Source organism: Streptomyces cyanogenus (assembly GCF_017526105.1).
Lineage (GTDB): Bacteria > Actinomycetota > Actinomycetes > Streptomycetales > Streptomycetaceae > Streptomyces > Streptomyces cyanogenus.
Window position 1 is genome coordinate 6655379 of record NZ_CP071839.1, and the last position, 15855, is coordinate 6671233.

Sequence of the window (15855 nt, forward strand, 5' to 3'; positions counted from 1 at the left end):
ACGACATGAAGGCTCTGGTCCTGTCGGGCGGGTCGGGAACCCGGTTGCGCCCCTTCAGCCACTCGATGCCGAAACAGCTCATACCGATCGCCAACAAGCCGGTCCTGGAGCACGTCCTCCGGAACGTCAGGGACCTCGGCGTGACGGAGATCGGCGTCATCGTCGGCGACCGCGCCGAGCAGATCCAGGCGGTCATCGGCGACGGCTCCGCGCTCGGCGTGGAGATCACCTACATCCCGCAGGAGGCGCCGCTCGGCCTCGCCCACTGCGTGGAACTCGCCCGGCCCTTCCTCGGCGACGACGACTTCGTGATGTACCTCGGCGACAACATGCTGCCCGAAGGCGTCGAGCGGATCGCCGACGAGTTCACGGCCGGCCGCCCGGCCGCCCAGGTCGTGGTCCACAAGGTGCCGGACCCGCGTGCCTTCGGGGTCGCCGAGCTGGCCGCGGACGGCAGGGTCGAGCGCCTGGTGGAGAAGCCGCAGGAGCCCAAGAGCGATCTCGCGCTCATCGGCGTCTACTTCTTCACCCCGGCGATCCACAAGGCCGTTGCCGCCATCGAGCCGAGCGCTCGCGGCGAACTGGAGATCACCGACGCCATCCAGTGGCTCGTCGCCAACGGCGACGAGGTCAAGGCCAGCGAGTACAAGGGCTACTGGAAGGACACCGGACGCATCGAGGACGTCCTGGAGTGCAACCGGAAGCTCCTGGACGACCTGAAGCCGGCCACCGAGGGCGAGGTCGACGCGGCCAGCACGCTCATCGGCACGGTCGTGGTGGAGGCGGGTGCCAAGGTCATCGGCTCCCGCATCGAGGGCCCCGTCGTGATCGGCGCCGGATCGGTGGTGAAGGACAGCCACATCGGCCCGCACACCTCCATCGGCAGGGACGTCCGGCTGACCGGCACGAGCATCGAGTACTCGATCGCACTGGACGACGCCACCATCTCCCACGTCCGCGACCTGCACAGCTCCGTCATCGGGCGCTCCGCGTCGGTCGGTCCCTCCGACCGGAGCACCCGCCATCACCGGCTCGTCGTCGGTGACCACACCCGAGTCGAGGTAGCGGCATGAAGAAGATCCTGATCACCGGTGGCGCGGGCTTCATCGGTTCGCACTACGTGCGCACCCTCCTGAACGACGGCTACGAGGACTGGAAGGGCGCCCACGTCACCGTCCTCGACAAGCTCACCTACGCCGGCAACCGCGACAACCTGCCCGAGGCGCACCCGCGCCTGACCTTCGTCCAGGGCGACATCTGCGACTTCGAGCTGCTGCTCGAACTGCTGCCGGGACACGACGCGGTCGTCCACTTCGCCGCCGAGTCGCACGTGGACCGCTCTCTGGAGTCCGCGGAGGAGTTCGTCCACACCAACGTCACCGGCACCCAGCGACTGCTCGACGCGGTGCTCGCCACCCGAGTCAAGCGCGTCGTCCACGTCTCCACCGACGAGGTCTACGGCTCCATCGACGAGGGATCCTGGACCGAGGAGTGGCCGCTGGCGCCCAACTCCCCGTACTCCGCCTCCAAGGCCGCGTCCGACCTGCTCGCACGCTCGTACTGGCGCACCCACGGCCTCGACCTCTCCATCACCCGGTGCTCCAACAACTACGGCCCGTACCAGCACCCGGAGAAGCTCATCCCGCTGTTCGTCACCAACCTGCTGGAGGGTGAGCAGGTGCCGCTCTACGGCGACGGCGGCAACATCCGCGAGTGGCTGCACGTCGACGACCACTGCCGTGCGATCGACCTCGTCCTCAACAAGGGCCGGGCCGGGGAGATCTACAACATCGGCGGCGGCAACGAGCAGACGAACCGGGCCATCACCGAGCGGCTCATCGCTCTGACGGGACAGGACTGGTCCAAGGTCCGTCACGTCCCCGACCGCAAGGCGCACGACCTGCGCTACTCCCTCGACGAGTCGAAGATCCGCGAAGAGCTCGGCTACGCCCCGCGCATCACCTTCGAGCAGGGCCTCGCCGACACCGTCGCCTGGTACCACGACAACCCCGGCTGGTGGAAGGGGACCAAGCACAACAAGCAGGGATGAAAGCCACTCGCTCCGTGTCGCCGGTCGCCGACCGTGCGGCACGGAGCGGGACGGCCCCCCACCATCGGCTACCACGGAGGAATCCATGAGCGTGCACAGGAAACTTGTGCTCGACGAGGTCCGCAAGTACCACCAGGACACCCAGGGCGACGGCGTGTTCGTTCCCGGCACCACGGAGATCTGGCCGTCCGGAGCGGTGCTCGACGAGGACGACCGGATCGCTCTCGTCGAGGCAGCCCTGGAGATGCGCATCGCGGCCGGCCGCAGCTCTCGCAAGTTCGAGTCGTCCTTCGCCCGCAAGATGAAACGGCGCAAGGCCCACCTCACCAACTCCGGCTCCTCGGCGAACCTGCTCGCGACGACGGCTCTGACCTCACACCTCCTGGAGGACCGCAGGCTGCGGCCCGGCGACGAGGTCATCACCGTGGCGGCGGGCTTCCCCACCACGGTCAACCCGATCCTGCAGAACGGCCTCATTCCGGTTTTCGTCGACGTCGAACTCGGCACCTACAACACGACAGCGGACCGCGTCGCCCAGGCCATCGGTCCGAAGACCCGGGCGATCATCATCGCGCACGCGCTCGGCAACCCCTTCGAAGTCGCCGAGATCGCCCAACTCGCCGTCGACCACGACCTGTTCCTCATCGAGGACAACTGCGACGCGGTCGGTTCGACGTACGACGGCAAACTCACCGGTACCTTCGGTGAGCTGACCACCGTCAGCTTCTACCCGGCCCACCACCTCACGATGGGCGAGGGCGGCTGCGTCCTGACGGCGGACCTGGCACTCGCCCGGATCGTCGAGTCCCTGCGTGACTGGGGTCGCGACTGCTGGTGCGAGCCCGGTGAGAGCGACAAGTGCCTCAAGCGGTTCAAGTACCAGATGGGCACCCTGCCGGCCGGCTACGACCACAAGTACATCTTCTCGCACGTCGGTTACAACCTGAAGGCCACCGATCTGCAGGCGGCGCTCGGCCTCACCCAGCTCGCCAAGCTCGACGACTTCGTCGAGGCACGCAAGCGCAACTGGCGGCGGCTGCGCGACGGCCTGGACGGCGTCCCGCACCTCCTGCTGCCCGAGGCCACACCGCGCAGCGACCCGAGTTGGTTCGGCTTCGTGCTCACCGTCAGTCCGGACGCCCCCTTCAAGCGCGCGGAGCTGGTGGACTTCCTGGAGGGCCGCAAGATCGGCACCCGGCGTCTCTTCGCCGGCAACCTCACCCGGCACCCCGCCTACATCGACCAGCCCCACCGGGTCGTCGGCAACCTCGACAACAGCGACATCATCACCGAGCAGACCTTCTGGGTCGGCGTCTACCCGGGCCTGACCGACGAGATGCTCGACTACGTGATCTCCTCGGTGAAGGAATTCGTGGAGGCCCGCGGATGACCATGGAGATCGTGGGCAACGGCTTCCTCGCCAGGAACCTGCACCCGTACGCGGACCGTCACCCGGACACCGTCGCGGTGGCGGCCGGCGTCTCCTGGGCGAGCGGCACCTCCGACGCCGACTTCGCCCGCGAGGCCGCGTTGCTCGCCGACGTCGCCGTCCGGTGCCGTGCCACCGGACGGCGTCTGCTCTTCTTCTCCACCGCGGCCACCGGCATGTACGGCGCCATGGACGGGCCGGGGCGGGAGGACAGCCACATCGTGCCCTGCACCCCTTATGGAGCCCACAAGTTCGCCCTGGAGCAGCAGCTGCGGGCCAGCGGCGCCGACTACCTGATTCTGCGTCTCGGTCATCTCGTCGGCCCCGGTCAGCCCGCGCACCAGCTGATTCCTGCCCTGATCCGGCAGATGCGCGAAGGCGATGTGCGCGTGCAGCGCGACGCGGCCCGCGACCTGATCGACGTACGCGACGTCGTCACGGTCATCGACCGGCTGCTCGCCCAGGGCCTGCGCGGCGAGATCGTCAACGTGGCATCCGGCGTGGCGGTCCCCGTGGGACACATCGTCGACCACCTGGAGGAACGGCTCGGCCTGCGGGTGAACAGGGCGTACCAGGACGCCGGCGCCCAGCACGACATCTCCATCGACAAACTGCGCTCCCTCGTCCCGGAGACCGCCGCGATGGGCTTCGGCCCCTTCTACTACCGTCAGGTCCTCGACGCGTTCCTCGCGTCGGAGGGCGCATCGTCCGGGGTCTGATTCCCCCAAACCCCTCCGCCGACCAGAGGAGTTACCCACGTGCTTTCCTCCCTTGTCAGGACTGGATCCGGGACCGGTCGGCTGCGGCCGCGCCACGACCCCTCGGTCGCCGAGCGCATCGCCGCGTCGGCCGCCGCCGTCACGGGCGCGAGCCTGCGCACCGAGGACTTCCCGCAGTGGCTCGAAGGGCGCCGAAGGGCCCATCGGTTCACCGTGGACCGGATCCCCTTCGATGCGCTCGACGGCTGGTCCTTCGACGACGCCACCGGCAACCTGGTGCACCGCAGCGGCCGGTTCTTCTCCGTCGAGGGACTGCACGTCACCCGGGACGAAGGGCCGCACCGCGAGTGGTACCAGCCCATCATCAAGCAGCCCGAGGTCGGGATCCTCGGCATTCTCGTCAAGGAGTTCGACGGGGTGCTGCACTTCCTCATGCAGGCCAAGATGGAGCCGGGCAACCGCAACCTGCTGCAGCTCTCGCCGACCGTGCAGGCCACCCGGAGCAACTACACCAAGGTCCACAAGGGCGCCGATGTGAAGTACATCGAGTACTTCACCCAGCCCGGCCGCGGCCGGGTCATCGCCGATGTGCTGCAGTCCGAGCACGGATCGTGGTTCTTCCACAAGAGCAACCGCAACATGATCGTCGAGGCCGTCGGCGACGTGCCGCTCGACGACGACTTCTGCTGGCTCACCCTCGGCCAGATCGGCCAGCTCCTGCACCGCGACAATGTCGTGAACATGGACTCGCGCACGGTCCTCGCCTGCGCTCCGTTCCCCGACGACGGGGCGGACGCCCTGCTCTCGGACACCGAACTCGTCTCGTGGTTCACCGCCGAGCGCTCCCGGCACGACGTGCGCGCCGAGCGCGTCCCGCTCCACGACCTCCCCGGCTGGGTCCGCGGCACGTCGACCATCGATCACGAGCTGGGCCGGTACTTCCGCGTCGTCGCCGTCTCCGTGGAGGCGGGCAGCCGCGAGGTCACCGGCTGGACCCAGCCCCTGTTCGAGCCCCTTGGCCTCGGCGTCACCGCCTTCCTGACCCGGCGGATCGGCGGCGTGCCGCACGTCCTGGTGCACGCGCGCGTGGAGGGCGGCTTCCTCGACACCGTCGAGCTCGGCCCCACCGTCCAGTACACGCCGGACAACTACGGGCACCTGACCGGCGAGGACCGGCCGCCCTTCCTCGACCTGGTCCTCGACGCCGACCCGGCCCGCATCCAGTACGAGGCCGTCCACTCGGAGGAAGGCGGCCGCTTCCTCAACGCGGAGAGCCGATACCTTCTGATCGAGGCCGACGAGGAGCAGGCCCCGTTGGACCCGCCCGCCGGTTTCCAGTGGGTCACGCCCGCCCAGCTCACTTCCCTCGTACGGCACGGCCACTACGTGAACGTCCAGGCCCGAACCCTGCTCGCCTGCCTCAACGCGACGGCGGTGCTCTCCGGATGAAGACCGTGCGGATCGGAGTCCTCGGCTGCGCGGACATCGCACGCCGCCGCATGCTGCCCGCCATGGCGGCGGAGCCCGGCATCACCATCGCCGCCGTCGCCAGCCGCGACAGCGCGAGGGCGGGCGAGCTGGCAGGGCGGTTCGGCGCCCGGCCCGTGACCGGGTACGCCGAGCTCCTGGAGCGGGACGACATCGACGCGGTGTACGTCCCGCTGCCCGCCGCCCTGCACGCGCGGTGGACCGAGGCGGCCCTGCGGGCGGGCAAGCACGTCCTCGCCGAGAAGCCGCTCACCACGTCCCTGGCCGAGAGTCGCCGGCTGATTGCCCTGGCACAGGAGTCGGGTCTCGCCCTGATGGAGAACGTCATGTTCATCCATCACTCCCAGCACGACGCCGTACGGAAACTCGTGTGGGACGGCGTGATCGGCGAGCTGCGCGCCTTCCACGCCGCGTTCGCGATCCCCAGGCTGCCCGACGACGACATCCGGTACGTCCCGGAGCTCGGCGGCGGGGCACTGTGGGACACCGGCGTCTATCCGGTGCGTGCCGCCCTGCACTTTCTGGGCGACAACCTCCAGGTGCTCGGCGCCATGCTCACCCAGGAACCCGGCCGGCGGGTGGACACCGCGGGCTCGGCGCTGCTGCGCACGCCCGAAGGCGTCGGCGTCCAGCTGACGTTCGGGCTCGACCACGGCTACCGATCGGCCTACGAGATCTGGGGCAGCCAGGGGCGGATCACGGTGGAGCGGGCCTTCACACCACCCGCCGACCACCGTCCCCTGATCCGGGTCGAGCGCCGCGGTGTCGAGGAGATCTCGCTGAGCCCCGACGACCAGGTGGCCGCCACCCTCCGGGCGTTCACCGCGGCGGTACGCGACGGTGCGGCGCGGGATTCGGTGTGCGTGCGCCAGGCGGAGCTGCTGCACGAGCTGCGCGAGCGCGCGCTGCCGAGCCGACCCTGACGGTCCCCCCGCTACCGAGGAGGGGCGGCCGCGCGGCCGGCGCGCCGGGAGTGGACTCCCCGTCGGTCCCGGCTACGGGCGGTCCGCCGCGAGTCTGCCCCTGGGAGCAGGCCACGATCTCGGACCGGGGCGGGCCGCCTTCGCCGCGAACCCCCGGACCGGCGCCGGCCACGTCGTGGTCGCCCACTCCGACGGCGGCGAGCCGGCCCTGGTGGCGGCTGCCGAGCCGGGCGGCGACGCCTTCGTCGGCTTCGACGTCTCGCGGCACGGCCATCGCTTCGCCGTAGGGCTGCCCCGGCTGCCGGGCGTGCACGGCCACGGCGAACGGCGGCGCCACTGGAGGCGCTGCGGTTCCACCAGCCCGGCGCGTGCCAGCAGGGCAGGGAGCTGGTGGCGCCGGTTTCCGGGCAGGAGGCGTCGGAGGGGCCGTTGTGGCCTGACATGTATCCCGGCATCGCGCACGTGTGCGTACTCCCGTCCACTTCACCTTCGCCGGGCAGGAGCAGTGGTGGCGGCACGCCGACGAGGCCACGGCGGACCTGACGAGCCGGCTGTGGGCGGCGCCCCGAACCTGCCACCGCAGCGCGCCGGCGTTCCTCGAAGAGTGCCTGCTGACGCGCGACGCCGCCGTCCAGGCTTCCGGTGCGCGCCCCGGGGCCCCCGTCACGGAACTCGCATGTCAGAGTGCGGTTCGCTGAAAGTCAATTCCCGGTGAACGGCATTGCCTTGTCGTTCGCTGCCGAAGAAGCTGGTCACCAGTCTCCACCGAACTCACTTTCTTGCCGGGGCCATCCGGACACCTTCCCTCACCGACAGGACAGACAAGCATGGGCAATCTCACCGGAAAAACGGCACTGGTCACGGGGGCGAGCCGGGGAATCGGCCGGGCCATCGCCGAAAAGCTCGGATACGCGGGCGCCCTCGTCGCCGTGCACTATGCGACCGGGGCCGACGCCGCTGCGGAGGTCGCCGAATCCATCGAGAAGGACGGCGGCCGCGCCTTTACCGTGAAGGCGGAACTCGGCGTCCCCGGCGATGTCGACGTGCTTTTCGAAGGCCTTGAGCGCGGCCTGAAGGAGCGCACCGGCGCGACCGATCTGGACATCCTGGTGAACAACGCCGGCGTCATGGCCATGGGAGCACCCGAAGAGGTCACGCCCGAGATGTTCGACCGCATGATGGCGGTCAACGCCAAGGCGCCCTTCTTCATCGTGCAGCGCGCCCTGTCCGTCATGCCCGACGGCGGCCGCATCATCAACGTCTCGTCCGGCCTCACCCGGGTCGCGAGCCCGGACCAGGTGACGTACGGAATGAGTAAGGGCGCCCTTGAACAGATAGCGCTGCATTTCTCCCGCCATCTGGGGAGCCGGCGGATCACCGTCAACAGCGTGGCGCCCGGCAGCACGGACAACGGCAGCGCACTGTTCCAGATCCCCGAGGTCCGCGAGACGCTGTCGCAGCTCAGCACCTTCGGTGAGGTCGCGGAACCGGCGGCCATCGCCGATGTGGTGGCCTTCCTGGCGTCCGAGGACGCCCGCTGGATCACCGGGGCCTTCATCGACGCCAGCGGCGGCACACTGCTCGGCTGAGCGCCGGATGCAGCCGAATTCCGAAGAGAGAGAAAACTACCGTCATGTTCGGATCGCTGTCCGCTGTTCTGATCAAGTGTGACAACTTCGAAGAAATGAAAGCCTTCTACCGGGACCGTCTGAACATGGCGACGGTGAAGGAAGGCGATGGGTGGATCGTCCTGGACACCGGCTCCGGCGGCGAACTCGTCCTGGGCGGTGACACCGGGGGCGACACCATGGCCATCGCCTTCACCGGGGCCGAACTCGGCCCCGCCAGGGAAGGCCTGAGGGACTCCGGTCCCACGGAGATCGAGAAGCACTCCGACATGCATCGGTTCTTCGTGAAAGACCCGGACGGCAACACCGTCCTGATCATCGACTGAATCCGGGCGCCACCTCATCATCCAGACGCAGCAGGGAGTATCCGTGAAAATCCTCTTCGTCGCGAGCGGGAGTCCCGCGACGGTGTTCGCCCTCGCACCGCTCGCCACCGCAGCGCGCAATGCGGGACACGACGTGTTCATGGGCGCCGTGGAGGACATGGTTCCTTACATCGCGTCGGCGGGAATTCCGGCGCTCTCCATCGCGCCGTCCTCGATCCGGCGATACGCCACCATGGACCGGGAGGGCAATCCGGTCAGGATGCCCGAGACCCCGGAGGAGGAGCTGGACTTCGCCGGGCACTGGTTCGGGCGGATGGCGGCAGGCAGCATGGACGCGCTGCGGGAGGTCACCGCGAACTGGCGCCCCGACCTGGTGGTCGGCGGCTCGATGTCCTTCGCAGCCGCGCTGATCGCCGCCGAACTCGGCGTTCCCTACGTACGACAGGCCTGGGACACCGGCGACGCCTGGCGCACGGACCCCGCCGCGAGCGATGAACTTCGCCCGGAGCTACGGGCACTGGGGCTCGACCGGCTGCCTGATCCGGCCCTCTTCGTCGACATCTGCCCGCCGAGCCTGCGGCCGGCGGACGCGCCGCCCGCCCAGATGATGCGCTGGGTCCCGGCCAACGGGCAGCGGCGGCTCGAACCGTGGATGTACACCAAGGGCAACCGGCCGCGCATCCTCGTCACCTCGGGCAGCCGTTTGGTGTTCGCGAAGAAGACCGGGTTCCTGCGAGGACTGGTCGCCGACATGGCCGCGCTCGACGCGGAAGTGGTCATCGCGACGCTGGACGAGGTCGCGGAGGAGCTGAGGACCGAACTGCCCGGCGTACGGGCCGGCTGGGTGCCGCTCGACGTGGTGGTGCCGACCTGCGACGTGGTCGTACACCACGCGGGCGGCGTCACCGCCCTGACGGCGATGAATGCCGGTGTGCCGCAGCTGATCGTGCCGCAGGGCGGCAACTTCGTGGAGGCGGGGCTGCGCATCTCCGACTTCGGAGCAGCCATCACCGTCGACGAGAACACCCCGGAGGCCGTCGAGAAGGCCTGCGGGGAGCTGATCGGCAACCCCTCCTATGCCGAGCGGGCGCGGGAGCTCTCCGCGGAGATCGCGGCGCTGCCGCTGCCCGCCGAAGTGGTGGGAGCGCTGGAGGGTCTGGTCTGACGCTTCGCATCGAGAACAGGCCGATCAATCCGGCGGGCCGACGGCAGACGGCCGGTCGAAGCACAGAACGATGAGAACGAGAAATGGAGAGCACGGCATGAGTGAGTCACGTCCGATCCGCGTGGTGATGGCCAAGCCCGAGGCGGGAGGCAAGGGGTCGGCCGCACCGCCGGTCCTCGTCGACGCCTTCACCAAGGCAGGCATCGAGGTCGTCCACGCCGGCGACGACCAGAGCCCGGCGGGCCTGGTCGCCACTGTCGTCCGTGAGGGCGCCCAGATCATCTGCATCTCAAGCCTGCTGGGCGAGCACGAGGCGCTCTTCGGTGGAGTCCTCGACCTCCTCTCCGAGCAGGGCGTCGGGCAGGTGACCGTGATCGGCGGCGGCATCATCCCGACGGCCGACATAGCGGTGCTCAAGGAACGCGGCGTCACGGAGATCTTCTCCTCCGGCACGCCGCCGTGGGCCGCGGCGGAGTGGGTGCGCGACCACGTCCGTGATTCGTCCGGCGTCTGACACCGCCGTTTCCCGCGACGGGCACCGGTGCCCGTCGCGGGAGACAGAGCACCTCCCTCACCTTCATCTCGGCAGGATCGGCAGGAGACGACGATGCGCGTCCTCATGATCAACACACCCGTTTCGACTCATCTCACCCCGCTGGTCCCGCTCGCGTGGGCGCTGCGCGCCGCAGGGCACGAGGTGCTGGTGCTCGGCCGCGAGGACGTCCTCGGCGCGGCCGCGTCAGCGGGCCTGAACGCCGTGAGCATCGGCGACTGGCTCAAGCTGGACGACATACTGGTCGAGCGGCTCGGCGGCAAGCGGCCTTTGCAGTCCTGGGGCAGGCCGGCCCTGGACCAGCTCTCCAACGTCGGCTCCCTGTGGATGCCCCAGACGCTGGAGGTACTGCCCGCGTACCTGGACCTGGCCCGCGACTTCGGACCCGACCTGGTTCTCTCCGACCCGATCGAGTTCATCTCGCTGATCGTGGGGGAGGATCTCGGCGTCCCCGTGGTGCAGCAGCGCTGGGGTGTCGACCCCATCTCGGACCAGGTCCGCGGCGCGGGCGAGACCTGGTTCAAGGACATCCTCGCGGAGCGGGGCCTGACCGGCCTGCCGCGCCCGGCCGTCCTGCTCGACCCGTGCCCGCCCAGCCTCCAGCTGGCCGGCGTGACTCCCGGCACCCCGATGCGCTATGTGCCCTTCAACGGCAACGGCCGACTGCCCGAGTGGCTCCGGCGTGATGCCCGGGAGCGCGGAACGGCCCGGCGCGTCGCCGTCTCTCTGGGAGGGCGCACTCTCGCGTACAACGGTGTCCCCCTCATGCGGAACATCCTGGACGCGCTCGGCTCGCTGCCGGACGTCGAAGTGCTGGCGACCGTGGAGGAGGAGTACCGCGAGGCGCTCGGTGAGGTCCCCGGCAACGTACGCGTCATCGATCCCGTCCCGCTACACCTGCTGCTCGGCTCCTGCCACGCCGTCGTCCACCACGGCGGCTCGGGCACGGCCATGACCGCGAGCGCCTTCGGCCTGCCGCAGCTCGTCCTGCCCCAGCTGGCGGACCAGTTCTGGCACGGCGACGCTCTGGCTCGGGTGGGCGCGGCCATCACCATCGAGAGTGTCGAGCGGCAGGACGAGCCGGAGCCGGTGCGCGAGGCAGCGGCCGCGCTGCTCGGCGACCCGGCCTACGAGAAGGCGGCGGGGGAACTGCGCGCGGAAATCGCCGCGATGCCGGCCCCGTCTCGGGTCGTGACCGACCTGGAGAAGCTGGTCGCGGCCCGCTGAGACCGTGGTGACCGACCGCGTGACTTCACGAGTCGCCACCCGACCCCGGCCATGGACTCACAGGTCCTCCTCGGCCGACGAGTCCAGGGTCTCCAGCGCGGATTCAAGCAGCGCCTTCCGCTTCTCCTCCGGGTCGCCCTCGATCGCCGACAGGAAGAAGGCGCCGAAGTGCACGCTGGCCAGGGCGTCGGAGATGCGGACCTGGCTGCGGACGGACGCGCCGTCCTGGTACATCAGCTCACCGATGGCGGCGATCCGGTCGTTGAGGGTCTGGCCGATCCCGAGGGTACGGAGTGCCGCCCCGCTCTCCTGCATGATGCGGAAGAGCGGAGCGGCGCCCATGAGCGCCTCGCTGTAGCGGCGCAGCACTTCCCGCTTGGTCTCCAGGGTCCGTGGCTGCGTCCGTGCCCAGGCGACCAGCTCGTCGACGGGTCCGCCGAGGCCCTGGGAGATCGCCACGAGGATCTCTTCCTTGGCCTTGAAGTGGTAGTAGAGCGCCGCCTTGGTGATGCCGAGCCCTTCGGCGATCTCGCGCATCGATGTCTTCTCGTAGCCGCGCTCGATGAAGAGCTCGAGGGCGACGGACTGGATCTTGTCGCGGGTGTTGGCCCCGCGCACGTGCGGTGTGCCGCCCATGGGTTTCTCCTGTGTGCCGCATCGACCGCCTGGGGCCGATTCTACTTGACGGTCGGTAAGTGGGTGCCTTAGCTTCTCCATTGTATTCACTTACCGTGCGGTTGGTAAGTAGGGTCGCCAGGCCGCCCCGCCGCACTTCCGGCCCGTGTCACCGGGTCGGCTCGCCAGACCTGATCAAGGGAGCAGACCATGTCGCACGACCCGACCGCGGGAAGGGCGGCCGTCGTGGCACCGCCGAATCGCCGTTTGTTCGCCGTGATGACGGCGGCCGTGGTGGCGATGCTGCTCGCGGCGCTGGACAGCCTCATCCTGGGCACCGCCATGCCGACCATCGTCGGCGAGCTGGGCGGCCTCGAACACCTCTCATGGGTGGCCTCGGCGTACATGCTCGCAACCGCCGCCACGACGCCGATCTGGGGCAAGCTCGGCGACATGTACGGCCGCAAGGGGGTCTTTCTGACGTCGATCGCCCTCTTCCTCGCGGGCTCCGTCGTGGCGGGCCTTGCCCAGTCCATGGGCCAGCTCATCGGCTGCCGGGTGCTGCAGGGCCTCGGCTCCGGAGGCCTGATGGTCGGCGCGCTCTCCCTCATCGGCGAGCTGGTCACTCCGCGGGAGCGCGGCAAGTTCCAGGCCATGTCGTCGGCCGTCATGGGCGTGGCGATGGTCGGCGGCCCGCTGGCCGGCGGTTTCCTCACCGATCACCTGGGCTGGCGCTACTGCTTCTACGTCAACGTGCCGTTCGGCCTCGCCGCCTTCGTGACGATCGCGGTCGCGCTGAAGCTGCCGAAGCGGCGCTCCCAGGCTCCCATCGACTATCTGGGTGCCGCCCTGCTTGCCGCGGTGATCACCTCGCTGGTGCTGGTCACCACCTGGGGCGGCAGGCAGTATGACTGGTCGTCGCCGGTGATCATCGGCCTGATCGCGATCGCGGTGGCCGGGGCCTTCACCCTGCCGGCCGTGGAACGCCGTGCCGTCGCGCCGGTGCTGCCGCTGACCGTCTTCCGCAGCGCCAACTTCAGCTGGGCCAACGTCGTCTCCTTCCTCTTCGGCTTCGTGATGGTCGCCGCGATGACCTTCCTGCCGATCTACCAGCAGACCGTGCAGGGCGCCTCGGCCTCCAGCGCGGGACTGCTGATGCTCCCGCTTCTGCTCGGCATGGTCGGCACGAACGCGTTCGGTGGCCAACTCATGTCCAAGCAGGGCAACTTCAAGCTGTACGCGATCGCCGGCGGCGTCCTCCTCCTCGCCGGCATCCTTCTGCTCTCTCTGATGGACACCAAGACCGGACGCCTTGAGACCGGCACCTACATGGTGGTCTTCGGGGTCGGCCTCGGCCTGCTGATGCAGGTGACCCTGTCCGTGGCGATGGAGAGCGTCGAGATGAAGGACCTGGGCGTGGCCTCCTCCATGGTCACGCTCACCCGAACGATCGGCGGCGCCTTCGGTGTCTCGCTCGCCGGCATCATCTTCAACGAGCGGGTCACCGCGGGCATGGGCGCCGAGCGCGGCGCCATGGGTGGTGACATCAACAGGCTGAGCGCGGAGAGCCTGCTGAAGCTGCCGGAGCCGGTGCGCGAGGTCTACGAGAAGGCAGTCGCCGACGGCACGCACTGGGCCTTCCTGACCGTCTCGGTGGTCGCTGCGGCCGCACTCGCCGCCTCGTGGTTCATCAAGGCCAGGCCCAAGCCCGCGGCTCCGCCGCTCGCGACCGCCCCGACCGACCAGGTCGGCGCCGCCGGCTGAGCGACCACACGCCACGAGGTCGGACCAACCCACACGACAACGACGCGAGAACGGGGGCTGCACCGTGCAGGCAGTCGAGGCGAAAGTGCCGGGTGTCCACGTCCTGGCACCGAGGCAGATCAAGGACGAGCGCGGTGCCTTCTTCGAGTCGCTGCGCACCGACCTGCTCCAGGACGTCGTGGGGCACCCCTTCGAAGTGAAGCAGATCAACTACTCGGTGTCTCGCCGCAACACCCTGCGGGGGATCCACAGCGTCACCAGCCCGCCGGGGCAGGCCAAGTACGTCTCCTGCGTCCGCGGCGCGTTCCGTGACTTCGTCGTCGACCTGCGGGTGGGCTCGCCGACCTTCGGGCAGTACGACGTCAACCTCCTCGATGCCGCATCGGGCCGCGCCCTCTACATCCCGGAGGGCGTGGGGCACGGCTTCCTCACGCTCACCGAGGACGCCTGCATCTGCTACGTCCTGTCGAGCACGTACGTCCCCGGCACCCAGATCGACATCGACCCCCTCGACCCGGATCTCGCCCTGCCGTGGGGCTTCACCGAGCCGCCGCTGATCTCCGAGAAGGACAGGACGGCGCGTTCGCTCGCCGCCACCCTGGAGGCCGGACTCCTCTCGGAGTGGCCCGGCGGCAGCTGACCGCGGGCCCCTTCCCCGGTCTCCTCCGACCCACGCACCCTGCTCGCATCGCGGACCACCCCCCGTTGGGCGGTGCGGGCGGGGTGCGTGCCTTCTCTCCCAAGGAACATGATGCGTGTCCTCTTCGTCGTCACGCCCGTCGCAGGCCATCTCTCCCCCCTGGCGCCGCTGGCCTGGGCGCTCCGAGACGCGGGGCACGAGGTGCTGGTGGCGGGACAGCCCGACATCCTCGCCACGGCCCGTGCGGCGGGCCTGCACACCGCGACCGTCGGTGAGCCCTTCCGCATGGACGAGATGCTGCTCGGACGGCTCCCCGCAGGGCAGCGGCTGCTCCAGTCCTGGGGGCGCTTCCCCGACCTGGCGCAGGCTGCCGACTTCGCTCGTTCCTGGGCGGACCACAACAGGACCGTGCTGCCCGGCTACCTGGACCTCGCCCGCGCCTACGGCCCGGACCTGCTGGTCAGCGATGTACTGGAGTACAGCGCGCTGATCGTGGGCGGCGTTCTCGGGGTCCCCGTGGTGCAGCACCGGTGGGGCGTCGACCCCCTGTCGGAGCCCACCCGGGTCCAGGCCCGCGAGACCCACGCGGACCTCTGCGCGGCGCTGGGCCTGCCCGGTCTACCCGACCCGGAGACCGTGCTCGACCCGTGCCCGCCCACCCTCCAACTGCCCGACGTGACACCGGGAACGCCGATCCGGCACGTCCACTCGCACGGCAACGGCAACCTGCCGGACTGGCTGCGGGCCGAGTGGGCGGCCGCGGCGGCGGACCCCGCGGCCGACCGGCCCCGGCGCGTGATCGTCTCCCTGGGCCGCAGCACCCTCGCACTCAACGGCGTGCCCCTCTTCCGGAGCATCCTGCGGGCGTTCGTGGATCTGCCCGGAGTCGAGGCCGTGGTGACGGTGGACCGGGAACACCGGGCGGAACTGGGCGAGCCGCCCGCCGGGGTACGGTTGGCCGACCCCGTCCCGCTGCACATGCTGTTCCGCACCGCCGACGCGGTCGTCCACCACGGGGGAGCCGGGACCACGATGAGCGCCGGCTACGCGGGGCTGCCCCAGCTCGTCCTGCCGCAGTTCGCCGACACGTTCGCGAGCGCCGGACAGCTCGTCCGCGCCGGAGCCGGCATCGCCCTGGAGACCGCGGCCGAGCAGGACGATCCCGCGCGGATCAGCGCCGCCCTGGACGAACTCCTCGCCGAGCCCCGGTACACGAAGGCCGCGGCGTCGCTCGGCCGGGAGATGGCCGACATGCCCGCGCCGTCCCGCGTCGTCGAGGGCCTCGAGAGGCTGGTCGGACATGCGGGTTGACCCCCCTCGTCCGCACC

15 protein-coding genes and 1 pseudogene are annotated in these 15855 nt (G+C 69.8%); 15 read left to right on the forward strand and 1 reads right to left on the reverse strand.

Annotated elements, in window-relative coordinates; all coding sequences use genetic code 11:
* Positions 1-5: 5 nt before the first annotated feature.
* The 12 genes and pseudogenes from S1361_RS29920 (at position 6) to S1361_RS29975 (ending at position 11508) form a co-directional block, all read left to right on the forward strand.
* Positions 6-1073 carry a glucose-1-phosphate thymidylyltransferase gene (locus tag S1361_RS29920; protein ID WP_208035001.1) on the forward strand — a complete coding sequence of 356 codons (1068 nt, stop codon included), beginning with the start codon at positions 6-8 and terminating at the stop codon, positions 1071-1073.
* Positions 1070-2050, forward strand: coding sequence for a dTDP-glucose 4,6-dehydratase (gene rfbB, locus S1361_RS29925; protein ID WP_208035002.1), 981 nt, complete (start codon positions 1070-1072; stop codon positions 2048-2050). The genes S1361_RS29920 and rfbB overlap by 4 nt, the downstream gene beginning before the upstream one ends.
* A gap of 85 nt (positions 2051-2135) precedes the next feature.
* A complete protein-coding gene (rfbH, locus tag S1361_RS29930) occupies positions 2136-3440 on the forward strand; it encodes a lipopolysaccharide biosynthesis protein RfbH (RefSeq protein WP_208035003.1) in 1305 nt (434 codons plus the stop codon).
* Positions 3437-4198, forward strand: a complete 762-nt coding sequence (locus S1361_RS29935; RefSeq protein ID WP_243769350.1) for an NAD-dependent epimerase/dehydratase family protein — start codon at positions 3437-3439, stop codon at positions 4196-4198. The genes rfbH and S1361_RS29935 overlap by 4 nt, the downstream gene beginning before the upstream one ends.
* Positions 4199-4237: 39 nt before the next feature.
* Positions 4238-5647: an NDP-hexose 2,3-dehydratase family protein gene (locus tag S1361_RS29940; protein ID WP_425087527.1), complete on the forward strand. Its 1410-nt coding sequence runs from the start codon at positions 4238-4240 to the stop codon at positions 5645-5647.
* On the forward strand, positions 5644-6609 hold the full coding sequence (locus S1361_RS29945) for a Gfo/Idh/MocA family protein (RefSeq protein ID WP_208035004.1): 966 nt from the start codon (positions 5644-5646) through the stop codon (positions 6607-6609). The genes S1361_RS29940 and S1361_RS29945 overlap by 4 nt, the downstream gene beginning before the upstream one ends.
* 464 nt (positions 6610-7073) lie before the next feature.
* A complete protein-coding gene (locus S1361_RS29950) occupies positions 7074-7307 on the forward strand; it encodes a hypothetical protein (RefSeq protein ID WP_208035005.1) in 234 nt (77 codons plus the stop codon).
* A 126-nt stretch (positions 7308-7433) separates the two neighbouring features.
* Positions 7434-8198, forward strand: a pseudogene (locus S1361_RS29955) (SDR family oxidoreductase); the annotation flags it as partial.
* 44 nt (positions 8199-8242) lie between these two features.
* On the forward strand, positions 8243-8563 hold the full coding sequence (locus tag S1361_RS29960) for a VOC family protein (RefSeq protein ID WP_208035007.1): 321 nt from the start codon (positions 8243-8245) through the stop codon (positions 8561-8563).
* A 43-nt stretch (positions 8564-8606) separates the two neighbouring features.
* Positions 8607-9728 carry a nucleotide disphospho-sugar-binding domain-containing protein gene (locus tag S1361_RS29965; protein WP_208035008.1) on the forward strand — a complete coding sequence of 374 codons (1122 nt, stop codon included), beginning with the start codon at positions 8607-8609 and terminating at the stop codon, positions 9726-9728.
* A gap of 97 nt (positions 9729-9825) precedes the next feature.
* Positions 9826-10242 carry a cobalamin B12-binding domain-containing protein gene (locus S1361_RS29970; RefSeq protein ID WP_208035009.1) on the forward strand — a complete coding sequence of 139 codons (417 nt, stop codon included), beginning with the start codon at positions 9826-9828 and terminating at the stop codon, positions 10240-10242.
* A gap of 93 nt (positions 10243-10335) precedes the next feature.
* On the forward strand, positions 10336-11508 hold the full coding sequence (locus S1361_RS29975) for a nucleotide disphospho-sugar-binding domain-containing protein (RefSeq protein WP_208035010.1): 1173 nt from the start codon (positions 10336-10338) through the stop codon (positions 11506-11508).
* Between the two features lie 57 nt (positions 11509-11565).
* On the opposite strand, the gene S1361_RS29980 is transcribed toward S1361_RS29975, so the two are convergent.
* Complete coding sequence (locus S1361_RS29980) at positions 11566-12144, reverse strand: TetR/AcrR family transcriptional regulator (protein ID WP_208035011.1); 579 nt, start codon at positions 12142-12144, stop codon at positions 11566-11568.
* Between the two features lie 189 nt (positions 12145-12333).
* Between S1361_RS29980 and S1361_RS29985 the strand changes: the two genes are divergently transcribed.
* From S1361_RS29985 to S1361_RS29995, 3 genes are all read left to right on the forward strand, one after another.
* A complete protein-coding gene (locus S1361_RS29985) occupies positions 12334-13887 on the forward strand; it encodes an MDR family MFS transporter (protein ID WP_208035012.1) in 1554 nt (517 codons plus the stop codon).
* A gap of 64 nt (positions 13888-13951) precedes the next feature.
* The gene (locus S1361_RS29990; RefSeq protein WP_208035013.1) at positions 13952-14527 is read left to right on the forward strand and encodes a dTDP-4-dehydrorhamnose 3,5-epimerase family protein; all 576 of its coding nucleotides are present in this window, start codon (positions 13952-13954) and stop codon (positions 14525-14527) included.
* Between the two features lie 111 nt (positions 14528-14638).
* Positions 14639-15838 (forward strand): nucleotide disphospho-sugar-binding domain-containing protein, encoded by a 1200-nt coding sequence (locus tag S1361_RS29995; RefSeq protein ID WP_208035014.1) that lies wholly within the window; start codon positions 14639-14641, stop codon positions 15836-15838.
* The last annotated feature ends 17 nt before the right edge of the window (positions 15839-15855 follow it).